This window comes from Planctobacterium marinum, from assembly GCF_020687805.1.
GTDB lineage: Bacteria > Pseudomonadota > Gammaproteobacteria > Enterobacterales > Alteromonadaceae > Planctobacterium > Planctobacterium marinum.
Genome location: NZ_JAJEWQ010000003.1, coordinates 1 through 25033, shown reverse-complemented (window position 1 = coordinate 25033; position 25033 = coordinate 1). Strand labels below are relative to the sequence as shown.

Here is a 25033-nt window from a genome sequence, read left to right as displayed (position 1 = left end):
CTTATTGCAACAAAATACATCAACTTTGTAGGTCTGAATTCAGAAGTCGGCGAGTAATCACGTGTTTTTGGCGACAGACTGACGGCACTTTAATCATCTGGATAGAAAAATGAATCGTATACAAAGTCAATCGCATGTTGGTGAAGCCGGAGCCATTTTTAAGGTAACCCATGCCAGAAAATTTCTCGATTTAAGTGTAAAAAGTTGGGTGGTACTTGCTTTGGCAGGTCAATGGGCATTCGCAACATACATTCTAATGGTGTATGCCTTAACCCTGATACTCAATATAAATATCGCTGAGATAACGCCTACCTTAGGTTACAAAAAGGCTGAGGGTTTCGATTTCGTTGTCTTTTTGTCTCATATATTACCGGCAGCTTACCTGTCTGTTTTCGGTTGTATGCAACTGATCCCAGCGATTCGCAATCGCTTTCGCGCATTTCATCGCTGGAATGGTCGGGTGTTTTTCTCATTGGGTGTTTCCGGTGCCGTTACCGGATTGTATCTGCAATGGGTTACGGGTTTAAGATTAAGTGATTTAGGCTCATTGGGCATTACCTTAAATGGAATCTTAATCCTGTTCGCTATCGCGATGGCCTGGCGTTATGCCGTTAAAAAAAGACTGGATTTGCATATGCGGTGGGCAGTACACAGCTTTATCCTGGTGAATGCCGTGTGGACGTTTCGTCTCTATCTGATGGGCTGGTATATGGTCAATCAGGGCCCCAATGGCAATAGCAACAAACTGGACGGTCCAACCGATATCTTTTTGTCTTTTGCCTGTTATTTATTACCTATGTTGCTTGCTGAATGCTATTTCTGGGCAAAGAAGCAAAAACAGGCAGATCGAGTGTGGAGTGTTGCCGCTTTGATGTGGGGAGGTGTTGTTATTAGCCTGATTGGAGTGATATCGGCCGCAATCATGATGTGGTGGCCCAAAATCGCTGCGGTTACTGCATTACTTTAATGTTTGAACAGGGATGGTTCATTTGTTGTTCAGGTTATGTTCAGTACTGGTGGAAACATTTTGAAAATATTAACTTGCGGCAATGACAACAGCCTGTGTTGACGTAAGTTTCGAATCCTGACAGTCTGACACGCTGCTAAAAAGTAAAAATAGAACAATAACACTTAACGACAACGAGGTTGGAAATGGACAGACGGGAATTTGTAAAAATCGCCGGCGTCGGCACGGGCGCCCTGATGTTGCCTGTCATGGGTAATGTAGTGGCAGAAGAACAACTGCTGGATAAACCCATGGACGTGCAGTTTAAAAAGCGTCTCGCGGACGTGGCGTTAAATGCCGCTAAGGCAAAAGGTGCTACCTACTGTGATGTGCGTGTAGGGCGCTACCTGAATCAATTTGTTACCACTAGAGAAAAGAACGTCGACAATATCGTTAATACCGAGTCTGCCGGCGTGGGTATTCGGGTGATCGTCAATGGTACCTGGGGCTTTGCTGCCAGTTCTAAAATGGACCCGGATTCAGTAGCGAAAACCGCCGAGCAGGCCTGTGCTGTCGCTAAAGCCAACTCTAAATTTCAGGATGAACCGGTCAAACTGGCTCCGGTGAAAGGGGTTGGTGAGGTATCCTGGCAAACGCCTATCAAGAAAAACGCCATTGAAATTCCCATTAAAGAAAAAGTGGATTTATTGTTGTCGGTCAATGATGCTGCGATGGCTAACGGCGCCAATTACATCACCTCAATTTTGTTCCTCGTGAATGAACAGAAGTATTTTGCCTCCAGTGATGGCTCCTACATTGATCAGGATGTACATCGTTTATGGGCACCTTTCTTCGCCACTTCGGTAGGTGAAGGCGGCTTTAAAACCCGTAACAGCCTGGGTAATCCGGTGGGTATGGGTTTTGAATACCTGGACGGTAAAGAAGAAGACAAGATTCGGGTTCAGGGCGCGAATATCGGCTATAAAAATTCATACGATATGTTGGAAGATGCCGCTGAAGCTGGCAAGCAGCTTAAAGCCAAATTAAAGGCTAAATCCGTTGAACCTGGTAAATATGATCTGGTACTGGACCCGGCTCACCTGATGTTAACCATCCACGAGTCTGTGGGGCACCCTCTGGAGCTGGATCGGGTCCTGGGTTATGAAGCCAACTATGCCGGAACCAGCTTTGCTACATTGGATAAATGGCGCTCCGGTAAATTCCAGTACGGCTCTGACATCGTTAACCTGTTTGCTGACAAGACTCAGGAAGGCTCTCTGGGCTATGTGGGTTACGACGATGAGGGGGTTAAAACCAAAGAATGGGACCTGGTTAAAGACGGTATCCTGGTGAACTACCAGGCCACTCGAGATCAGGTGCACATGATTGATCAGAAAGAGTCTCATGGTTGCTGTTATTCACAAAGCTGGGCAGATGTGCAGTTCCAGCGTATGCCAAACGTTTCGTTACGACCCAATAAAAAAGATATCTCCGCAGAAGATGTAATCAAAGACGTGGAAGACGGTATTTATATCGCCGGTCGCGGCTCCTTTTCCATTGACCAGCAGCGCTACAACTTCCAGTTTGGTGGTCAGTTATTTTATGAAATCAAAGATGGCAAGATCACAGACCAAATCGAAGATGTTGCCTACCAGTCCAATACTCAGGAATTCTGGAACAGCTGTGCCCAAATGGCCGGTAAATCAGATTATCGCCTGGGCGGTTCTTTCTTTGATGGCAAAGGCCAACCCTCTCAGGTGAGCGCCGTATCGCACGGTTGTCCCACTACCCGATTTAACAATGTCAACGTTATCAACACCGCGCGTAACGTGTAAGCACTGACAACAATGAGAGAGGATTTTTAAAATGGCTATTATCAGCGAAAAAGAAGCAAAAGAATTATTGGTGAAAGTGTTGTCATTCTCCAAAGCCGATGAGTGTGAATGTAACTTATCCGGCAGTCTGGAAGGCAACGTGCGTTATGCCAGGAATACCGTATCTACCGCTGGCGAAGTAAGTGATGTAACCCTGGTGGTGCAGTCGTCTTTTGGTAAGAAAACCGGTGTGGCAACGATAAATGAGTTTGACGATGCATCACTGAAAAAAGTGGTTGGGCGCTCTGAAGAACTGGCTAAGCTGGCCCCGGAAAACCCGGAGTTTATGCCGGTACTGGAGCCGCAAAAATACAAAAAGGTCAATGGTCATTCCGCCACTACAGCGGCGATTACCCCGGATACCCGGGCTAACATGGCCAATGACAGCATTGCGCTGTCGAAAAAGGGCAAGTTAGTGGTATCGGGCTTTATTAATGACAGCGAATCCTTTGTCGCCATCATGAACAATAAAGGATTGTTTGCCTACGATACCAATACCAACATTGATTTTACCGCGACATTGCGTACCGAAGACGGGAAAGGCTCTGGCTGGGTAACCCGTGATTTTACTGACTCGTCAAATCTGGATACTAAGTCAGCCACCAACATTGCCATTCAAAAGGCCAAAGGCTCAGTGGATGCTAAGGAAATGGAACCCGGTAAATACACGGTGATCCTGGAGCCAGCGGCCACTGTGCAGCTGATTTCCAACATGTTTAACGCTATGGATCAGCGCAGTGCCGATGAAGGTCGTAGCTTTTTGAGTATCAAACCCCAGGATCGCAAAGAAGACGGCCCACTAAACAAGCTGGGGCAGAAAATGTTTGATGAGCGGGTCACGCTGTATTCTGATCCGCAAAACAGTGAAGTCCCAACTGCGCCTTTTGCCTCTGACGGGCATGCGGTGGATAAGACCGTGTGGATTGAAAAAGGGGTGGTAAAGAATATGCCGAATTCCCGTTACTGGGCGCAAAAAACCGGGACGGAGTACAAGCCTACCCATTATACGGGGGGCGGCATTTTCGGCGGTAATACCCAGATCATCATGGAAGGCGGAAGTGATTCGCTGGAGGAAATGATCAAAAACACCCGCAAGGGCATCCTGGTCACTCGCTTGTGGTACATTCGCCAGCTCGATCCGCAGTCCCTGATGTACACAGGGTTAACCCGAGATGGCACCTTCTATGTGGAAAACGGCGAAATCAAGTATCCGGTGAAGAACTTCCGCTTCAATGAAAGTCCTATCATCATGTTGAACAACATCGAAGCCATGGGTAAACCGGTGCGAATCAATGGTGGTCTAATTCCGCCCATGAAGATCCGCGACTTTACCTTCAGTAGTTTGTCTGACGCAGTGTAAGTCGTTATGCACACTGAGCGGCGACGCTTTTTACAACAGTTAGCGGCCTTATCGGCCGCTTCTGCTTTCCCACCCCTGAGTTTTGCTGACGATTACGACTTTTACTTTACCCGTTTGAGTTATGAGTCCGGCGACTGGGATGTGGATGAGCGTACGCCGGCAAATATCTTAAACTCGCTCATTGAATATACGCATTTGCGGGTGGATTTAACCGAGCGAATCTTACCGTTAGCGGACCCTCGAATGTTGCACAGCCCATTTTGTTATATGGCAGGGCATAAACTGGTGCAGTTTAACCTGGAAGAGCGCAATAACTTTGAGCAATACGTGCGCAATGGCGGCTTTGTGTTTGTGGACGATTGCAATCACGATATCGACGGGTTATTTGCCCGCAGTTTTGAGCAACAAATGGCGGATATCTTTGGTGAGTCCGCGTTACAAAAAATCCCTAATGATCATCCATTGTATTCCAGCTTTTTCGCTTTTGACGGACCGCCACGGACGTCCTATGAACTCAATGGTTGGGGAGATGATTTGGTGCATGAATACCTCAAAGCCATAGAAATCAACGGCAAAATCGCCGTGCTTTACAGCAATAAAGATTATGGTTGTGAATGGGATTATGATTTTCGCAATAAGCGCTGGCTGCGCGTTGATAACACCCGTTTCGCTGTCAATATCGTCATGTATGCACTGACCGCATAGGAATAAATAATGGAAAACAAACCGTTGGAACACACATCGCTGGAACGCAAATCGCTTGATAGCCTCCAGCTCGTCGTTGAAGAAATTGGCAAGCGTATCGTTGGTCAAAAAGCGGTGATTGAGCAGGTACTGGTGTGTTTGTTGGCTCGGGGTCATTGTTTGCTGGAAGGCGCACCGGGTTTGGCAAAAACTCTGCTGGCATCTTCATTGGCCGAAACCCTGGAGCAAAGCTTTCACCGTCTGCAGTTTACCCCCGATTTGATGCCCAGCGATATCGTAGGTACCGAATTACTGGAGGAGATACACGCCACCGGCAAGCGTGAGTTCAACTTTATTAAAGGGCCAGTGTTTACCCATTTTTTACTGGCCGATGAAATCAACCGTACTCCACCTAAAACACAGGCTGCGTTACTGGAAGCCATGCAGGAAAAACAGGTTACCTATGCCGGAAAGCGCTATGCCTTGCCTGACCCTTTCTTTGTTTTGGCGACCCAAAATCCAGTGGAACAGTCGGGCACATACCCCTTGCCAGAAGCGCAACTGGACCGCTTTTTAATGTTGGTGAAAGTGGATTACCCCAGTGCGGAAGAGGAGTTGCAGGTGCTACAGCGAACCACGGGAAACTACTCGGCCACGCTGAAACCACTGTTGAATGCTGAACAGATCATTGAGCTACAACAACTGGTAAAAGAGGTGGTGATTGCCCCTGAATTGTTGGAATTTGCCGTACAGTTGGTACGTCAGACAAGACCGGTAGAAAGCGCTCATGACATGGTGAATAAATATGTGATTTGGGGGGCAGGACCCAGAGCCGGGCAGGCACTGGTGTTATGCGCTAAAGCGAAGGCCCTGATTGCCGGGCGCTTTGCAGTAACCCTGGAGGATTTACAATCTGTCGCTGCCAGTGTGTTACGACATCGTATATTGTTAAATTTCCATGCTGAAGCGGATAAACAAAGCGCAGATGCTATCGTTGAACAGCTTTGGCAAGACAGTCTCAAAGGCCAGTCGTTTTTGTAATACGGACCTGAATTTCATGGCGTTACCCGAAGAGCTGTTGGCACTGCTGCAATACGATGATCTGGAATTTATTTCCCGCACCATCGCTGAAGGCTATTTAAGTGGTCATCATCCCAGTGTACGCAAGGGCGTAGGCACCGATTTTAATCAATATAAGGTGTACCAACAGGGCGATGAAGCTGCCAAAATCGACTGGAAGCTGTTTGCCCGTAGTGACAAGTACTTCGTGCGGGAAGCCGAACGGGAAAGTGAACGAAGTATTCATTTTATTTTGGACAGCAGCGCCTCCATGAACTTCATCAGCCAGTCACAAGGGGCCCTCAGTAAATTTAATTACGGCAAGTATTTGATTGGCGCGCTGGCTTATCTGGCACAAAAACAGGGCGATCCTTTTTCACTCACATTAATTAATAATAATGGTCTGGATATTACCGCAACCGGTAGTGGCCGGGCTCACTGGTATCGGGTGTTGAATGCGTTGCAGCAACACAATAGCACCGGCGCTTTTCCTGGTACTCACTGGCAATCACACTTATCCGGGCTGGTGAGTAAAGCCTGCATGGTGGTGTTTATCAGTGATTGTTATCAATCAGGTACCGAAATCAGTGATTGCCTGTCGCTGTTAAAGCATCAAAAAAATGATGTGCTGCTGTTGCATCTGCACTCCCTGGAGGAGCTGCAATTTGATTACCGCGGCTTTATTAAATTTGAAGATCTGGAAACCGGGGAGATCAGAAAGGTCAATGCCAGTAGCGTTAAAACGCGCTTTTTAGCAGAACAACAAGCCTGGCTACAGCAACTGGCCAGTCATTGCGATCAGCGAGCCATTAATCTGCAACGCCTGTCGGTGGACAATGATTTTAGCGAAGCCATCACCCAGTTTTTGCAGCAACGCACGAGGCAAGGACGATGAGCTTTTTATTGCCACTGGGCTTGCTGTTTGCGCTGGCGATAGTGGTGCCGGTTATCATTCATTTGTTAGATCCGGATAAAGGCAAACACATTTATCTGGGCAGCCTGCAATTTTTGCTGAAGGCTAAACAAACGCAACAACCCAATTACCGGATTCAGCAATGGTGGTTGCTGTTGCTGCGTTGCTTGATGATTGTGCTGATGGCGTTACTACTGGCACAGTGGTTATTACCTGCAGTTAAATCGTCGCAATCTTATGTGTTGGTGCCCGGAGACTGGCCACAGCATTTCTCAACGCAGCAACAAAACCAATACACAGAATTGTTGAGTGAGGGCGCCACATTAATACGCAAAGACGTAAGTGGAGCTGAATTAATGGCCACTCTGGCGCAGTTGCCTGCGGCCAGTTCTCAACATGTATTTGTGCGCAATAGTGCCGCTATGGTGCCCGAATTCAGAGTAGCAGGCCGTGACAATATTTTCTGGCATATCGCTGAGCAATATCGGGGGCCCGCCGATGCAGCAAATTGGTTAATTTTAGCCTCTGGTACAACGCAATCTCTGGCAAATCTAATGGCGCAGAAATTACAGACTTTGCCAAAGTTACAGGTGGATGTGCAGTTGTATTCAACGACCAGGTCTGAAACTCATAATTATGACATGCTGATCAATCTCAGCGGACAGCCATTGCAGGAATCGCACTTTAGCCTATTAAATGCTTCTGCTCAGATATTCAGCCATGCAGAACAGCCTCAGGTGCACTCACTGGTGGCAGGGTTTAACGACGATGGTTTGCCGATAACACTGCGCCAGTTTTTCTCCGGTCAGATACATCATTTATTTCATCCTGAATTGCTTACAAAACTGGATTCATGGCCAGAGCAACCCTGGTTTGCGGCGTCTCTATTGGCTCTGTATCACAATGCAGGTCGCGAAGGAGCAATTGCGGCAAACCAGGTGAGTGAGCAACTACAGCGTTCTCAATCAGGTCACCCGGTAAAGCAGCCCTGGCAGGAACTGTTACTTTTAGCATTGTTGCTGGTGTGGTTAGGGGAGCGTCTGCTGAGCTTTAAACTGAATAAACAGAGGTTGGCTGAATGAGTCAGTTAACAGTTTTTCAGTCTGTATTGCGAAAACGCAGAGCGATACAAACATTCCTGATGTGGCTGGCGTTTTCGTTATTTTTCGCATCCATGTGCAAACTACTGATAGATTGGAAACTGATAAGCTCACTCTCGATGGGATTTGGCATTGCCGGGTGCCTGAGTTTCTTGACGTTTCTGGTGCTGGTTTTACGCGGAGGGTTTAGCGCGATACCGCTGGCGCAACTGGCCAGGCATTTAAACCAACACTTTGATGCGCTGCAATACAGCACGCAATTGTTGTTGCAGCCGCACACTTTAAATCAATTGGAAAGTCTGCAGAAAGCCCGGACCCAACAAGCTCTTGAGCAGATATCAAAAACGCAATTTACCCAAACACTGCCGCCGGTGCGGTATCAGTTACCAGTACTGCTGCTATTCGCTGCTGTTGTTTTCTGGCTGCCGTTAATTCCATCCACTCCGATAAGCACTGTACGTAGTGATAATCCAAACGTTGTGGTACTGGAATCGACTCAGGTGCGGGTCAGTGCTCCGGATTACATGCAACTGCCGGAACAACAGTTTCAGCAGCTGAACATCGAAAGCTGGCAGGACAGCGATATTGAATGGCTGTTGAGCTTCAACCAGCAAGTTGAACAACTCGCCTTAAAATTATCAGACGGTGAAACTCTGATACCCCAATGGCAGGGTAACACAGCGCGATTTAATGCGCGGCTGACCCAGAGTCAGAGTTATCATTTGCGGGTAGGCGATGAGGTGTATCAACAGGGCTTTTACAGCATTCTGGTACAGCCTGACAGAGTGCCTACTGTGCGTTTTACTGAGTTGCCATCATCCACCCTGGTCTTTGCCAGAGAACAGCAACCGCAATTGCAGTTGAGCGTGGTACTCACTGATGATTTTGGGTTGTCAGAAGCCAGAGTGAGAATGTCGTTGGCCCGGGGCAGTGGTGAAGCGGTGAAATTTCGTGATCTGGAGCGGCCATTAGATAACTTTCAGTCAGGTCAAAAACAACAGGCCTTGCAACTAAACTGGGATTTGCGAAACCTTGAGATGACACCCGGCGACGAGCTGTATCTCAGTATTGTGGCCTGGGACAACTTACCTTCGGGGGCACAGGAAGGTAAATCTCCTACCCTGATTGTGAAATGGTTAGATGAAGAAGCCGCAGTAATCACCGCAGAGGGCATAGTAACAGACCTCGAGTTGGAGTATTTCAAAAGCCAACGACAAATCATTATTGAAACCAAACAGTTAATGCAGGACAAAGAGCAACTGGACAAGGCCGTGTTTAATGAAACCTCCCGCCAGCTGGGACTGGCTCAATCGGACCTAAAGCAGCGTTATGGACAATACTTAGGTGATGAGTTTGAAGGTGTGGACATGTATGTGGTGTCGGAAGTGGAGCACCATGAAGATGAGCACGAACATTCAAAACAGCATCACAAAGTGCACGAGCAAGGGGCAGAAAGTCAGTTTGCGCCGCATCTGAACACTGGTAGTCATGAGCATGACTCAAAGGAAGAGCAATCCCCCAGGCCTGAGCTATCGCATCAGGCAGGGCATGCACATCATGGGCACGGTGAAGACAGCATTGGTGGTGATTTGAGTGGCAGGATGGCTTTGATCAATCAGTATGGGCATAACCATGGGGACGCCGATATCGGTCCCGTCATTAAATATAATCCCAGGGCCTATATGAAGCGTTCAGTGGAACAAATGTGGAGTGCCGAATTACACCTGATGTTAGGAGAGCCGGACAAGGCACTGCCCTTTGAAGAAGAGGCGCTCAAATACCTGAAACTGGCCCGCCAGGCGGATCGTATTTACGTTAAACGGTTGGGATTTGAACCGCCACCTGTTTCAGAAGAGAAGAGATTAACAGGCGAACTCGATGGGGTGTTAAGCCCGCAAACAGGCGTGCAATTTCAGGCCGATGATAACAGCCAGGCGTTATTGCTAAGTGCCTACCAGGGCGTTGCGATGGGCAGTGGCTCGCCAGATACTGATACCGTAAAATTGTTAACAGAGGTACTGGCCTGGATTAAATCCCAGGTACCCAATCGGCCCGCCTTGATTCAGACCCAGGTGCAATTAGAAACGATTCTGGCCAATCAACAATATCAACCAAAGAGTTGTCCTGATTGTCAGCAACGGCTGGTGCAAAAGTTCTGGCAACTGTTGGCTGAGCCTCAGGCGGAGCCCTTTATTCATCAGAGAAATTATTTGAGCACCGAAACAATGACAACGAGCCAGTATCAGGAGGCACAGTGATTATCGAGCAGCCTTCTGTCTGGCAGTGGATGTTGTTAATAGGGCTTCTGCTGATTTGCAGTTTTGCAGTGCGACTGACATTGCAGCACCGACCATACCCGGTTGCTGCCAATACCCTGGCGATGTTGGCCTATCTTGGTATTTTTTTGGCGATCAGTGGTTTGATCCTGCAACCCAAAATAGCGGATACCGTTGGGCAGGTCGTCACCCTGCATCTGCCGGATGCAGATCCGATGCCGGTGTTACCCAAAGGGGATAACATCAGCCTGGGGGTTAATCCTCATTTTCCTGATATGTCTGCTGTAATGAGCCTTGAGGCTCTGTCAGTGATATATCCAACGCTGTCGCAATTGCAGTTGAATGGTGCACAATTTCCGCTATCAGAGGTAGCGCAGTTAAACGTCGAAAGCATCAGTGTTATGCAGAATGCGCCCAAACAGGGATTCAGCCAGCTCAATTGGCAAAAACAGTTGTATCTGGGCCAGACGTTAACCATTGCAGGTCGCTATTATTTTTTGGATAAGTCTTTACAGCAGCTGAATTTATTGGATATCGCAGGGGAAACGGTAGGGCGTGTTACGGTTAAATCAGGAGAGCCTTTTAGATTGCAGGTTATTCCTAAAGCGGCGGGGCCGGTACATTATCAACTGAAAAGTGCTGACCATACTTTGCTGGCAGATTTACATTTATACGTACAAAACGGAACTCAGGAAAACACCCTGATTTGGGCATCGGCCCCCAATGCAGAACTCAATAATCTGAAAAACTGGTTATTGGCTGATGCTCAGTCGGTGATGACTGACATCGATATCAGTAAAAACAAAACCCTGACGCAAAAATCTGATGACGGGCAAAACCGTGATAACAGCCGGCTTTTGGTGATGGATGGCCGCAAGCTGAGCCGCTTAAATCCGGTTCAGCTGGGGTCTCTTGAGAATGAGGTGCGTGCCGGTAAAGGACTCATTGTGCTGGCGGATGAAAGCCTGGTGGATTTTGCCTGGTTGTTGAAATTGGGCATAGAATTGGAAAATTATCAATCGGGTGAACAGAATGTGCAGCCGTTCTGGCTATCTGATTTTCAGTTTGAGGCAGCGCTAAAGGTTGCCGAACTGCGTTTCCCGGATTCTGATATGGGGGAGACATTAATACGTACCGGACAGGGGCAGACCGTCGCGGTGAAGCACCGGTTAGGGGCGGGCAGTATTGTCATTAGCCTGTTGTCAGACAGTTTTGTCTTACAGCGAGAACAGCAACGTACGGCTTACAGTCGCTACTGGCAAACACTTATCTCCGCGGCTCTACCACTGTATGCACATGGGCGTATTTTGCCTCAGGAGCCCAATGTCATTAACCATGTTAACTGGCGCACCAAGGTTTGTGCTTTGGTAACGTCGCCAGAAGCCCGGCTCAGCATCAAATCCGGCACCGAGCAATATGCTATTCCCCTGACGGCAGCGCCTCAACGAGATTCAATGGCCTGTGGCTATTTCTGGCCAACACAATCCGGCTGGTATCAGTTGATATTAGAAAATGCAGATGTGGCTCATAGTTCAGCCGTTTATGCCTATGAGCCTGACGCCTTTGCTGATATCCGCGCCTTTCAGATACATCAAACCATCGATGAATTAAACCGTCGCAGTTCAGCAACTCCGGAGAAAACAGAGACCTACTATCGTCCGCTTACAGCTTATTGGTTTGCTCTGTTGTGGTTATTTTCTGCCGCATACCTTTGGTGGCGAAAACGTTGATGTGGTTTGTTTATTTGTTGCGGGTTGAAAAAACACAGGCGCTGTATTGTGGTATCAGTAACGATCTGGAGAGCCGAATGGCTGCCCATCGCAAAGGGACTGGTGCTAAATACCTGCGCAACAAACCTTTTGAACTGGTGTGGTTTATGGCGGTTGACGGACGTTCACTGGCATCAAAATACGAATATCAGATTAAAGCGCTAACCAAAAAACAAAAGGAAGACCTGGTAAAGCAGGCACCCAATCCCGTGTACTTTGATTTTTCTGAGGAGCAATAAAAAAGCACCACTATGTGTGGTGCTTTTAGTGAGCTAATTTTGCTTACACTGGTATCACATACCGTTTGGAAAATCACTCATATCCGGCATCATTTCACGGGCAGTGCGCAACGCATCCGAATAAGCTAAAAGCATTCCGGCACAAGCCAATGCGCGTTTACCAATGTATGCTTCGGTTTTCTTGTCGTCGTCATCTTTACCGTTAAAGATAGTACCCGCGTGGCGCACAATTAAGTGTTCCGGCAGATAGCACAGACGGCTGTTTTTGTAGCTGCTGGTACGTAATTCATTGATGGGATAGCTACCACCGACGCTGGCGGAAACAGAAACAATCAGGCCTGGCTTGTGGGCAAACTGTTTGCTGGTAAACAATAAAAACAAGTTTTTAAGGGCCGATGTGACCATGCCATGCCATTCCGGACTCACCACCACAAAACCATCAGAGGATTCAAGTTGTTTTGCTACTTTATCGATAACTTCTTTTTCGTCAGCTGTGTAAGATTCGCTCCAGAAAGGTAACTTTACTTCGGCTAAATCGATAATTTCAACATTGTCGCAGTTGGAGTGGGCTTCCAGTTTTTCTTTCATCACCCGGGAAATTTTAAGGCTTTCAGAGCCTTCGCGGTGACTGCCGGAGATAATAGTAATTTTATTCATGCATTTGCCTTTTGCGCTGCAATTCTGCTTAATCCATAGCGGATCAGAATTTGGTTTTCTTCAGTTTCATCGTTTAACAGGTGGTTTAATCTGGCTTCCAGAGATTCAGCTAATGCCTGATCAGCTCCGGCTTTAACGGCCAGCTCAAAAAGTTCAAAAATCAATAACCACTCATTCTCTACCGCATTTTGACAGGAGCGGATCAAATCTTCCACCTGAGCGGCGGTTATGCTGTCATCTTCCCGGTACTGTCGTGCTTTTTCATACCAGTTAAACAACTGTTGCGTACTGTCATCATAATCCCCGGCAATAGTCGCAGTGTCCGATGGATTGTTATACAAGGGATATGCGGCCGGGTCTGCTGAGCCACCGTAGACGGAATCTATTTTGAAGCCCACGGCCATATCGAAAATGCCCCAGTCGGGGTCAAAGAGGGTATTGTTGTCCAGATCAGAAACGCGACAGTCTTCAAAGGTGAACAACAAATTCTTACCATCGCGACGGGTGATGTTTTTCAGTAAGCCTTTGACGGTAACACCTGACAAAAAGTTAAGTGTAACCCGTTTGCCAATTTCAATGCCCAGGTCTCTCAGGTCGTCAATGTGATAGGTGGATAAACAGTTGGTGATTTGCACCAGTTTGCCAACCGGGCTACCAAAGCCGTGCTCGTGGTATTCGATGCCATGCCCACTCAGTTGTTGTTCCTCGTAGGCCAGTTGTGTTGGTCCGGTTGTTTTAATGTAAACCGGGTTGCCCATCGGATCGTACATCACATCGGTAAACAACCCGCTGACTTCCAGACCTGAGTTATACACAGCGGTATTGACTGTTTCAGCCTGTATCGCCATGTCCAGTCCATATTTACCGCCCTTGTAACAGGCCAGATTTCTGGCAAATTCTTCGGCTACCTGACTTAAGTGACGACAACTACGGGCCACAAACAGCTGAGGTTGTTCGCGGGTAATGTCGTAATCGGTGGCGATGGCACGCAGGGTTAGTGGATGTTTTTTTACCTTCTCATCGTTCAGACAGTTTAAGCTCTCTCCCAGAGAGGAAAGCAGGCCGGCACCATATATCTTGTAATCATCAATAGTACCGACTAATCCATACTCAGTGGTCCACCATTGCAGGCGCGACATCAAGGCAGCCTCTGAAATAGGCTCTTCTTTTTTGCGCTCGATGGCGTCTTTCAGGTGAGCTTCTGCGGCATCAATTTCCTCCGTTTTCGCATTGGGGCTTTCTTTTACGATAGATAAAGCGCGTATTGCTTCATAAACCTCAATATCTCCTTTGTTAGTGATAACGCGACGACCTAGTTCACCCATGCGTTGCAGATATTCTGCATAGTCAATATCGATTATGAAAGGCGCGTGGCCTGCCGATTCATGAATAATATCGGGGGCGGGTGTATACAGCATATGCGCATAGGAACGAATATTAACCGCCACCACGAGTACCCGATGCGCTAAAAACTCGATAAAAATGGCGGGAGGAATAAAACCATCGACTACGGCTGCACGCCAGCCGATGTCATTAAGGTGTTCATTCATCACCTCAATTTTGGGGATTTCTTCTATGTTGATGCCGGTTCTACGCAACCCTTCCAGATAGATTGGATGGGCTGACTCACTGAGATTTTGCACCAGTTGGTGCATCAAAAAACGCCATACGGCCTGATCTCTGGGGGTATACAGCTGATAGTCTTGCCATGCAATAAAGGGACGTAAATGTGAGGGCAGGCTGTCGATAATTTCTTGCTGTGAATTCACCTTGGATTCCTCGAATAAAATTGGCTCTTTGCCGTCTGCTGCACTTTTCAGAGTGCGAGTACTGCCAATTTGCAGCTGGTCGTTTAATTTTAGACCTGACGGCTAACAATGGGGCACAAATCTAGTGAAATTTGCCGGCTGCAACAATAGACCGGCGGCTTTGACGTTGACTTTAAATGTTAAGAATTATTTACATTACAACTTTTACAGGGCTTATGGCTGCTCGAAAAGTTGTGTCAAGGATTGAATAGTTTGATCGCTAATTGATGGGTTGGCTGCAAGCCAGGTGTCAAAACGCATTTCCGGCAGCAACAGACGATGGGCGACGGTCTTTCCTTCGGTCAGATAGTCTCTGGCCATCACGTCGATAATATCGATATCTTCTACTACAAAATCCACTTTCAACTTGTTCAGTAATCGCCAGGATTCCGTGATATCAGCCGTAACGAACAGGTTTTTGTCTTCAGAAAACCCCATCTTTTTCAGATAGTTGTGCGCAATATCGTTGCGTTGTACGGCAATCGTGTAGGGGCGAACGTCGTCCAGCTCTTCCGCAATGATAAGTTCATTAATACTGATCAGGGCAAAATTAAAAGAATGCACCACACCAATCCACTTGAATAAGTTTTCTCGCTCAGGTGTTCGGGCGATATTGCTGATAAAAACATTTTTTTCTGTAGCAGCCAGGTTGTAGGCGCGATTCCAGGGATACATTTCAAATCTGGCGGTCAGATTGGCGGCCTGAAATTTAGCGCGAACTGATAGCGCCACCGGCCCTCTCAACTCATTATCTACAATAAATTGAAACGGCGGTGAAGGTTCCATCACAACACGATATTCCGCCCATACAGGCGAACTGATGAATAACAATAGGGCAGCCAATTTTGGCAGTATTTTGATGCGCACAGACGACACCTTACACAGCAGGGTGTTTTAGATTTAGTTAAGTATAATCTTGAGATTAACGCAATTAAAAGTGGCTTTTATGACATATTTAATGGGATGCGTTGGGTCGGTAATGCTTTTTAGTGATTATTAAGTTTGCCACAGAGGGCGTGACCAGTTGTGCAATCGGGCGATTTTCGTTGATGGCCTGGCGCACCAGGGTACTGCGGATGGCCTGACGTTCAGGAACTGCAATAACTTGCCAGCGCTGAGTTATCTCATCGGCCTTATAGAATTTGTGCCAGTTAACCTGATTATCCGGTCCGATAACAAAGGCGAATTCGCTTTCGGGGTGGGTCTGCTGCAGGTGATTCAGGACATCCCAGGTGTATACCGGTTGCTCGTCCCTGGCAATGTGTTGCTCAACGGCACACACCTTTACAGCAGGGTTTGCCAAATCTTCCTGAAAGGCGTTCAGCAAGTTCAGGCGCGCCTCGTAGCATAGCATTTGCTTGCCAAAGGCATGTTGAAAAGAAGGTACCAGCCAGACTTGCTCATATCCTTGTTCCAGCACATAGTTGATGGCGTCGCAATGACCTAAAGTCGGTGGATTAAAGGCTGAACCGAAAATTGCTATTTTCATCGCTTGGTAAATTGAGTAACAACAGAAATCCATAATCGTGGTGCAACGATACCACAATCAGCCATTGTCCTTGTCATTAAAAATTCATGTCTGGGTTATCGCGAACCATCTGGTTGGGCAAAAGCAGTTTAACCCACGGTGAACAAAGGATGTTTTGCAAAAACAGCATTGCTCTGATTGTCTGTCCCCTTATAAATGGTAGGACTGAGCACTCAATGCCATTTGACAGTCTTTAAAAAAGTTGAGTATATTCAACCTGTCGGTCTGATTTGTAAGCAATTGTGAATGGGCTGCGTTCAGGGATTCAAAAAGAAAGGGACTTTTCGACTTTACCCTTCCCCCTGTTTTTCAACACCAGTTTTAGGAAACAACATGAAAAAAGTAATTCTTTGCATGATGGGGGCAATGGCGCTGTCGGGCTGTGCCTCAACAGGAAACGGCTCCAGTCCCTTTTCCAGTTTAACCTCCGGTATAGGCGGGGCATTTAAGACCGACAGCGATTCCGCTAAATTCAGTCAACATATTGCTACCGGGAACGTCAATGAAGCGCTGACACTGGCACTGGATGAAGCGGAATACGATGCCGAAAAATCGCTGCTGGACGACCAGTTGTGGGGTATGCAGGCCGCAGCAATTTATCGCATGCAAGGGGATTACGTACAATCCAATCAGTTTTTTGACCTCATAGAAGACATTATGTACGGCGAAGACACGGAAAATATGGTGGAGTCGGCAGGCGAAAGTATTGCTTCCTCTCTAACCAACGATACTTTCCTGGACTATGAACAGTCGGTGTACGATTCGATTATGGTGAACACCTACAAAGCAATTAACTTTACCGCGCTGGGTGATCACGCGAATGCCCGGGTGGAATGGAACCGCTCCGATGACAGACAGCGTCGCGCTGCGGATTTTTTTGCTGAGCGTATAAACGAGAAAAAAGACGCACAGGCAAAAGCGGCTGAAGAAGAAAAGGAAAAGTTGGAGTCAGAAGGTGACAAATCGTCTGATGACAATGTTGATAAGAGTTTATCTGAGGCGGAAAAAATCCTGGCTAAAGAAGGCATCGATATGTCGGAATGGTCAGCGTACGATGGCTATATCAACCCGTTTTCTACCTTCATGCACGGTTTATTTTTCATGTTGACCGCGCAAGATTCAGCGGATCTGGGTAAAGCTGTAGATAGTTTCAAGCGGGTTTCCGGTATCACCAATACCGCAGTTGCTGCCAATACGCAGGCGCTTGCTGAACAGGTGCAGTCTGGTGATGTTAACCTTAACAGCATTAATAAAACCTGGGTTATTTTTGAGGCCGGGGAAATGGCGAAACTGGATGAGTTTCGTATTGATCTGCCGGTGTTCCTGGTTTCCAGTAATGTGAACTATGTGGGAATGGCATTGCCGAAGTTGGTGGACCAGCCTGATTATTTTAATGGCTTTATGGTGAATGGCGTTTCTTCGGAAGTGGTGGCTGACATGGATAAGATCATCAAAGCGGAATTTAAAGAAGAGTTTCCATTGATTCTGACCCGCGAAATTACCCGCACAATTGTAAAAACCGTGGCGCAAAAGCAGGTGAATGACAGCAACGCCTACCTGGGGTTTGCCACCGGCATTTTACAGGCGGCGACTACCGAAGCCGATACCCGCACCTGGAGTATTTTGCCTAAATCGTTTCAGGCTTTGATGGTGGAAAATGACGGGCAATCTACGCTCAGCATAGATTCAGCTGGCTTAAGTCAACCTTTGAGTGTTGAAATTGATCCTACTAAAAACAACATTGTTTATGTGAAAGCGATCAACCGAAATATTGCACCTCGAATTGAAGTTATCTCTCTTTAATAAGGAATTGAATAAATGAAAAAGCTTTTAATTGCTACCACTATACCGGTTTTACTGGCGATGTCAGGTTGCCAGTCAACCACTAAATACGTATCAACCCATGATGAAGATACCGTTGTAATGGGACTGTCGCAGAGAGATTTTGAGGCCGCAGCGAACCAGGCTTTGGATGAGATTATTGCCAGTCCATTGTTAGTTCACCCGGAGGCTGATAAAGGTGGGCGTTATATCTTGTCCATTTACAACATTATTAACGACACCACACAGCGCATCGATACTGATCAACTGGTGAAAAAGATCCGGGTCGGTCTGTTAAACAGCGGCAAGTTTTTAACCACTACGGCGGTGAGTTTTACCGGTGCTGGCCCCGAAGACAGCAGCACGGCTAAATCACGGGAATTACAAGACTCCAGCCTGATGAACCAAAATACCACCAAAAAGATGGACAGGTTTACGCGCCTGACTTTAGCTTAAGTGGCAAGATTATTCAGCGTACCAGCAAGGTGAGCAACTCAAAACAACTGGTGGAGTATTATTTTCAGTTAACCATGACACAGCTGGAAACTGGGCTGGCCTATTGGGAAGGGGAATACCCCATAGCCAAAACGGGCCGTAACGATTCAGTTTCATGGTAATTAAGAGCAACAGATGAAAAAGGCTTACCCAAGCCTTTTTTCGGTTTGTCCACAAACAAAAAGAAAGGAATGCTTATGTGTTGTACTAAAAAACTTTTAACCCTGTTTATGGTGGTGACCCCTGTTATGTTCACCAGCCAAAGTGTTGCGCAATCTACGGCACAGGCGGGAGAAATACTCGATGTCGTGATGATTGAAGAACAGGCACAGCAACCCGCAGCCACCGGTGAGGAAGTCGTGCAAGCTCAGGAAGAAAAACCGGCGGATGCTGCAGCCTATGTAGATGAAAAAGCCCAGCAATACATCAGGGATAAGCGCCGAAAGTTTGCAACACAAAATAAACAAGTATTCATGCACGCCGGTACGGCTATAATCAGTTTGCGTCCCACCGAATCAGGTTGGGGGGATGCCCGGGTATTGGCTTACACTGAGGCAATGCAAAAAGCGCGTGAAGCCATGCTTAAGCAGCTGTATACCAATGTCGCTACCGAAACGATTCGCAAGAGTTTTAAAAGCAATCAGTTACCTGAGTTTACACCTGAGGAAATTCAGGCGCAAAGTCAGTTTGAAGCTTTACTGGATAAGATTGTAGCCCTGGCAGATGCTACGGTGGATGGTGAATTGCGGGAACTTGGAGTTAACCCTGAGGAATATGATGCGGCCCCGCCTTCAAAGCGCAAAACCATGATGCAAAAAGCCGTTACTCAGACGGTTGAAACTGTGTCTATGGGGGACATAACCGGCACCCAGATTATGAAGTCTTACGAGAAAACAGACAGCAATGGTAACACCGCCGTATCTGTTGTTATCGCCACTTCGGTCAGGAAAAAGAACTTCCTGGCATCGCTGCGCAAGAGCAAAGGTAATATTGAACCGGAGCCGGAAAAGGCAAAACTGCCGGTATTGGATTATCTGGAGCAACATCAGGACAACCTGATGTATCAGATAGGGACTAAAATTCACTGGGATGAAAAAGGCTATCCGGTACTGCTGTCGTTTGGAATGGCAGGCAATGATTGCAACCCGGCAGATTATGAGGAATGTGTAGATAATCGTGAATTCAGTTACCTGGATGCCGAGCTAAATGCATTTGCTCACATCGCGGAAACTTACAATTTAGTCGGCAGAGTGGAAGCAACCAGTAGCAGTACCAGTGACAAATCCAGGACGGCTTCTGCAACTATGAATTCACCGGGCGATATTGAAACCCAGGAGCAGACAGTGGCTAAAGTGATCAAAGAGATTAGCCAGATGTCAAAAGTTAGCTCAAATGTGAAGGGATTGGTGGGGTTACAACAGGTAAAGCGTTGGAGCAGCAAACATCCGGTAACCAATCGTGAAATCAATGGCGTTGTATTGATGTGGCATCCGATGGCAGAGCAGGCCACTCGCGCATTCAAAAACAATAAAGAACTAAAGAAAAATAAGCCATCAGGCAGTAAAGCAACCATAACCCCTGTTTCAGGTGAAAGTGATGGAGCCGATGATGACGACTTTTAAGACTATCGCTTGCGCAGCGTTACTGCTGAGCAGCCATTTGGTTCTGGCGAAGGATGTTGCGGTGGAGTTAACTGCCAGGGGGCTGACCGAAGAAACTGCAATCGAAAAGGGATTAGTGAGTGCAATTGCACAGGTACATGGGGTTGACGTCAATAGTCAGTCATGGCGTCAGGCCAATCAACTGAAAGTCAATGGTGATGCCATTACCAGTATTGCACTGGAAAACATCACCACCATGAAAACCCGGGGACAAATAAAGAGTTATGAAGTGCTCAACAGTTATTGTGATGAAGAGTGCGAAGTAGATTTACGCGTGATTATTCCAAAGTATGACAGTCCCGGACTGTCGCCAGACAAGCGACGTAAGCTGGTAGTTGCGCCGTTTGATGGCCGTTACGGCAAAGAGTTTGCCGAGAATCTGCAAACCCATTTAGTGCAATCCCGACGTTTTGCCGTGCTAGACCGTGAGCACAATGCTGAATACCAGAAAGAAAAAGCGTTGTTGATGAGCGCGGATACGCCCCTGAGTGAAAAAGTGCGTTTATCGCAGGTATTGGGGCTGGATTATCTGGTGGTAGGGGAAGTGGCACTTTTTGATGATTCACGTACCGAAATCAACGAGTTTACCGGAGAGCGCAAAGATATCCTCGATCTGTATAGCGAGGTCAATTACAAGATCATTAATCTGTCTACCAGACAGGTGAAGTGGCAGGACAAGGCGATGCTGGATACTGACTTAACCGATTTGTACACAGCGTTAAAGATATCCCGGGATATCGTTAATGCCATTTATCCACTGAAAGTGGTCTCCAACAGTCACAACGCTGTAGTATTGAATCAGGGCGGTAAGAGTCTGGAAGTGGGCGAATTGTATGATGTTTTTGTGCTTGGTGAAAAACTCATAGACCCTTATACAAAGGAGTCATTGGGGCGCGTGGAGTTGCCCGTTGGACAGGTGAGCATTGTCAGGGTGACCTCGAAACTGTCCTATGCCAGTGTGGTATCGGGTAATATCGAAGATATGGTCGCTGGCTCCATTGTGCGCCTGAATAATGATGTTGTGCTTTACCATGAAGGCGAAAATCAACCCGTACCGCCTGCGAACGCCACACACAAACCCTCTGCTGCCGGTGGTATTGTGCTGCCTGGCGCAGCTAAAAAGAAACCTGAGCCCTCACCGGCGGGTGGGGTGATCATTGATGATCAATAGCACCTGTTAGATTGCATGTTATCAGGTTGAAAAAGCGCTCGTTGCTCACCAACGAGCGCTTTTTTGTTTAAACCAATAAGGGAATAATCGCGGTGGCTATCTCGTTAACGTTTAATCGGTGATATGACGCATTACATAATACCGGCAATTTGCACTATGCTTTGGTTTTAGAATACAGGTAGGGATTTTAGATGGGGTTTAGCAGGGTTAAGATACTGGCAGCGTTGGCCGCTTTTTGTTCTTTTGTTGTGTCTGCCAATCAATTCTGGCAGGAAAACAACCAGAAAATGGATTTGACCGGCCAGGTTTTGAATGCCCGGGCTTTGGACGCGCGCTATATTAATTTTCAACATGAACCAATGCGCAAGCAATTCATGTTGGGACAAAGTCAGGTTGAACTCTTGATCCCCGCACCAGATGGCAAAAACATCTCGCTTACTTTGATTGAAGATAGCGTTATGGCCCCGGAACTGGCTGCCAGATATCCTGGTATCAGGTCCTACAAAGCGTTAAACCAATTCGGCGAAAATATTGGGCGGTTCAGCTTTAGCCTGCTTGGGCTGCATGGCATGTATCGTTACAAGAATGATTGGGCATTTCTGGAACCGCAGGTGAGCAACCAAACCCGTCATTACATCAGTTATTTGCGCAGCAAGGCTATTCCTAATACAACCCACCGATTTACTGAAGATTTTTCGAAACTGAAACCCTATATCAGCGAACGCAAGTTTGATTCTGCGCAACGCATCGCCACCGGTGATACATTGCGTACCTATCGTCTGGCGGTCTCTGCCGCAGCAGAATACACGGCCTATCACGGCGGAACGGTTGAACACGGTCTGGCCGCTGTTAATGCCATGGTCAATCGAGTCAATCAAGTCTATCTGGTGGATCTGGCGGTGCAATTTGAGCTGGTGGCAGGTAATGATGCACTGGTCTTTACGGATGCCACATCCGATCCATTCAATAATGATACAGACGATATAGATTTGAATGCGGGCGTCATCAATGGAGCCATTGGTTTCAGTAATTATGATATTGGGCATATCGTAAACACGGCAGGAGGCGGCCTCGCCGGATTGGGAGTCGTATGTACGGCGAGTAAAGCGTCAGGGGTGACGGGAGCTCCTGTTCCAAGCGGCGATTCCTTTTACATTGATTATGTCGCCCATGAAATAGGCCATCAATTTCGAGGAAATCACACCTTTAATGGCACGGCAGGCTTTTGTGATGGCAATCGCAATGGTGGAACGGCCTGGGAGCCCGGAAGTGGTTCCACCATTATGGCTTATGCCAGCATTTGCGCGACACAAAATTTGCAGCAAAACTCCGATCCGATTTTCCATATTGGCTCTATCGAAGAGATCCGTGATTTCATCGATAATGGCGCCGGGGGGAATTGTGGTAGTACTTCAGCATTAAACAATACTCAGCCATCAGTGGATGCGGGTAACGACTATACAATACCGGTAAATTTGCCCTTTACATTGACCGGCTCTGGCAGTGATCCCGATGGTGACTCATTAACGTACATTTGGGAGCAATTGGATATCGGAACATCCTCTTCCAGCCCTGAAACTATGGTAGATAACAGTAGTCGCCCGTTGTTTCGCTCATTTACCCCGCTAAGCACACCCGCCAGGACATTACCGAAAATGTCGGATGTCATGTCCGGCACCAGTACTATAGGTGAGACTTACGCTACAACCTCTCGCGAACTCAATTTCAGGCTCACGGCAAGAGACGGGAATGGTGGCGTAACAACAGATGCGATGCTGGTATCTACGGTTAATTCAGGCCAGCAATTTCGATTGCTAAAACCTGATGCCCAGTTGCAATGGGAAGCTGCGCGCCAATCTTTGTTGTATTGGAACACCGCGGGTACTCAAAATGCGCCAATTGACTGCAGCCGAATCGCATTGGATGTGACAAGCGATAACGGCAACAGTTTTACAACGGTAGCAACGGGTCTGACCAACGACGGTTTGGCAGTGGTGACCGCGCCACAACAAACGGGAGACTATCGATTCAGATTATCCTGCGAAGACAATATTTTCTTCAGTGTTTCACAAACCAGTGTTTCTGTGGTGGCTGCCGTGACATCCGACAGCGATGGCGATGGCATGTCAGACAGTTTTGAAACCTTAAACGGTCTTAATGCCAATGATGCATCAGATGCCAGCGGCGACCTGGATTCTGACGGATTGTCTAATATTGAAGAGGCTTTGCTTGGCACGGCGGTGAATGATACTGACACAGACAATGACGGACTACCTGATGCCTATGAAGTTGCCAATTTTCTTGATCCTCAGGATGCCACAGATATAAGTGATGATGCAGATGGGGATGGCGCCTCCAACATGGACGAATATCTGGCCGGTACCGACCCAAATGATGCCAATTCAAACCCCTTTGTGGGAGAGGTAAACTTTGACTTTGAAACTCAAACTGAGCTAAACCGATTTAACTTTATTGGGGAACACCCCTGGACCCGGGTGAACAGTGCAGCGTCCTCTGGCAATAATAGTCTTCAAGCTGCTGATATATCAGACAATCAAATCAGTGTGTTGGATATGTTGATTGTCAGCTCAGGAGGTTTCGTGAGTTTTGACGCCAAGGTGTCCAGCGAAGCAAATTATGATTATTTGGTGGTGTATCTGGATGGCAGAGCGGTCAGAAATCTGTCAGGTGAACTAGACTGGGAAACTTACACCATCCCCATCGAGGCCGGAGCACACGTTATTAGCTGGCAATATCAAAAGGATGAAGGTGTCAGTTCAGGCGAGGATAGCGCCTGGATTGATAACATCGTTGTGCCGATAAATAGCCGAACTTATGTAACTGATCTCGAAGCTCCAACCGCAGGTGAACCGTTCCAGTTTGAGAGTCCGTTGGGCCTGGAAGACTGGGATCTCGGCGGATGGGGATTTGCACTTGGCTCTGCCGGGGAAGGGACTTTTAGCCTTGGCTCAGGAGTAATCAAGGATCGCGGCTCCTCCACGATAAGCTACACCAATACCTTTGGGGCGGGCACGGTCAGTTTTAACGTTAAGATTTCAACTGAATACGATTATGATTTTCTTAGTTTTTATGTGGATGGCCAGTTTATTAAACGGTGGTCAGGTGAAGAGGATTTCTTACTGGTTTCACAGCCTGTATCAGCAGGTACTCATACACTGACCTGGACTTATACCAAAGATGAATCCGTGTCGAATGGCGATGATCGGGTTTACCTGGACAGTGTCAGCTTACCACTGCCCGGAGTAACAACACCAGATGCATCCGCGGTTGCCTTTGATTACGACGGCGACGGTAAAGCCGATGTGGGAGTGCGCCGCCCGTCCAATTATTTCCAGTATATCAGTCAGTCATCCGGTGGCGCGTTGTTGCGGGAGCAATTTGGTAAATCTGCAAATGACATTCCGGTATCGGGGGATTTTGATGGCGACGGTATTGCCGATGTGGCAGTAAGACGGCCATCCAACCAGTACTGGTATATTAAAAACAGCTCAGATGGTGAAATTCAACGCGTTAATTTTGGTAAACAGGCCGAGGATATTCCGGTTCCGGCAGACTATGATGGTGATGGCATAACCGATATTGCGGTGCGCCGCCCGTCGAATCAATACTGGTACATTCTGAATTCCAGTGATGGCGAACTTCAGCGGTTTA

General features: G+C 47.4%; 18 protein-coding genes and 1 pseudogene. 15 read left to right on the top strand and 4 right to left on the bottom strand.

Going from position 1 to position 25033, the window contains the following annotated elements; genetic code table 11:
* Nucleotides 1-109: 109 nt before the first annotated feature.
* From LJ740_RS09865 to LJ740_RS09820, 10 genes are all read left to right on the top strand, one after another.
* The gene (locus LJ740_RS09865; protein ID WP_229528930.1) at nt 110-967 is read left to right on the top strand and encodes a DUF2306 domain-containing protein; all 858 of its coding nucleotides are present in this window, start codon (nt 110-112) and stop codon (nt 965-967) included.
* A 185-nt stretch (nt 968-1152) separates the two neighbouring features.
* Nucleotides 1153-2781 (top strand): TldD/PmbA family protein, encoded by a 1629-nt coding sequence (locus LJ740_RS09860; protein ID WP_229528929.1) that lies wholly within the window; start codon nt 1153-1155, stop codon nt 2779-2781.
* 31 nt (nt 2782-2812) lie between these two features.
* Complete coding sequence (locus tag LJ740_RS09855) at nt 2813-4180, top strand: TldD/PmbA family protein (RefSeq protein ID WP_229528928.1); 1368 nt, start codon at nt 2813-2815, stop codon at nt 4178-4180.
* A 6-nt stretch (nt 4181-4186) separates the two neighbouring features.
* Nucleotides 4187-4885 (top strand): DUF4159 domain-containing protein, encoded by a 699-nt coding sequence (locus LJ740_RS09850; RefSeq protein WP_229528927.1) that lies wholly within the window; start codon nt 4187-4189, stop codon nt 4883-4885.
* 9 nt (nt 4886-4894) lie between these two features.
* Entirely contained in the window at nt 4895-5905 is a 1011-nt protein-coding gene (locus tag LJ740_RS09845; protein ID WP_229528926.1) for an AAA family ATPase, read from the top strand.
* Nucleotides 5906-5921: 16 nt separating this feature from the next.
* Nucleotides 5922-6818, top strand: a complete 897-nt coding sequence (locus LJ740_RS09840) for a DUF58 domain-containing protein (protein WP_229528925.1) — start codon at nt 5922-5924, stop codon at nt 6816-6818.
* Nucleotides 6815-7918, top strand: a complete 1104-nt coding sequence (locus LJ740_RS09835; protein WP_229528924.1) for a BatA domain-containing protein — start codon at nt 6815-6817, stop codon at nt 7916-7918. The genes LJ740_RS09840 and LJ740_RS09835 overlap by 4 nt, the downstream gene beginning before the upstream one ends.
* Entirely contained in the window at nt 7915-10194 is a 2280-nt protein-coding gene (locus LJ740_RS09830; RefSeq protein WP_229528923.1) for a DUF4175 domain-containing protein, read from the top strand. Before LJ740_RS09835 ends, LJ740_RS09830 begins: the two co-directional genes overlap by 4 nt.
* On the top strand, nt 10191-11942 hold the full coding sequence (locus LJ740_RS09825; RefSeq protein WP_229528922.1) for a hypothetical protein: 1752 nt from the start codon (nt 10191-10193) through the stop codon (nt 11940-11942). Before LJ740_RS09830 ends, LJ740_RS09825 begins: the two co-directional genes overlap by 4 nt.
* Nucleotides 11942-12220 carry a GIY-YIG nuclease family protein gene (locus LJ740_RS09820; protein ID WP_229528921.1) on the top strand — a complete coding sequence of 93 codons (279 nt, stop codon included), beginning with the start codon at nt 11942-11944 and terminating at the stop codon, nt 12218-12220. Before LJ740_RS09825 ends, LJ740_RS09820 begins: the two co-directional genes overlap by 1 nt.
* 54 nt (nt 12221-12274) lie before the next feature.
* Here LJ740_RS09820 and LJ740_RS09815 read toward each other — a convergent pair whose 3' ends face one another.
* The 4 genes from LJ740_RS09815 to LJ740_RS09800 all read right to left on the bottom strand — a co-directional run bounded on the left by LJ740_RS09815 (nt 12275) and on the right by LJ740_RS09800 (nt 16174).
* Complete coding sequence (locus tag LJ740_RS09815; protein ID WP_229528920.1) at nt 12275-12877, bottom strand: NADPH-dependent FMN reductase; 603 nt, start codon at nt 12875-12877, stop codon at nt 12275-12277.
* Nucleotides 12874-14646 (bottom strand): aromatic amino acid hydroxylase, encoded by a 1773-nt coding sequence (locus tag LJ740_RS09810; protein WP_229528919.1) that lies wholly within the window; start codon nt 14644-14646, stop codon nt 12874-12876. Before LJ740_RS09810 ends, LJ740_RS09815 begins: the two co-directional genes overlap by 4 nt.
* A 213-nt stretch (nt 14647-14859) precedes the next feature.
* Entirely contained in the window at nt 14860-15552 is a 693-nt protein-coding gene (locus LJ740_RS09805; RefSeq protein ID WP_229528918.1) for a substrate-binding periplasmic protein, read from the bottom strand.
* 88 nt (nt 15553-15640) lie between these two features.
* Nucleotides 15641-16174: a nicotinate-nicotinamide nucleotide adenylyltransferase gene (locus LJ740_RS09800; protein WP_229528917.1), complete on the bottom strand. Its 534-nt coding sequence runs from the start codon at nt 16172-16174 to the stop codon at nt 15641-15643.
* Nucleotides 16175-16546: 372 nt separating this feature from the next.
* Between LJ740_RS09800 and LJ740_RS09795 the strand changes: the two genes are divergently transcribed.
* The 5 genes and pseudogenes from LJ740_RS09795 to LJ740_RS09770 form a co-directional block, all read left to right on the top strand.
* Complete coding sequence (locus tag LJ740_RS09795) at nt 16547-18016, top strand: COG3014 family protein (RefSeq protein WP_229528916.1); 1470 nt, start codon at nt 16547-16549, stop codon at nt 18014-18016.
* A 15-nt stretch (nt 18017-18031) separates the two neighbouring features.
* Nucleotides 18032-18651: pseudogene (gene lpoB, locus LJ740_RS09790) on the top strand (penicillin-binding protein activator LpoB).
* A 75-nt stretch (nt 18652-18726) separates the two neighbouring features.
* A complete protein-coding gene (locus LJ740_RS09780; RefSeq protein WP_229528914.1) occupies nt 18727-20151 on the top strand; it encodes a DUF6844 domain-containing protein in 1425 nt (474 codons plus the stop codon).
* The gene (locus LJ740_RS09775; RefSeq protein WP_229528913.1) at nt 20138-21361 is read left to right on the top strand and encodes a CsgG/HfaB family protein; all 1224 of its coding nucleotides are present in this window, start codon (nt 20138-20140) and stop codon (nt 21359-21361) included. The genes LJ740_RS09780 and LJ740_RS09775 overlap by 14 nt, the downstream gene beginning before the upstream one ends.
* Before the next feature lie 191 nt (nt 21362-21552).
* Nucleotides 21553-25033: reprolysin-like metallopeptidase (locus LJ740_RS09770; protein WP_229528912.1), on the top strand; the 3481-nt coding region annotated here is incomplete at its 3' end.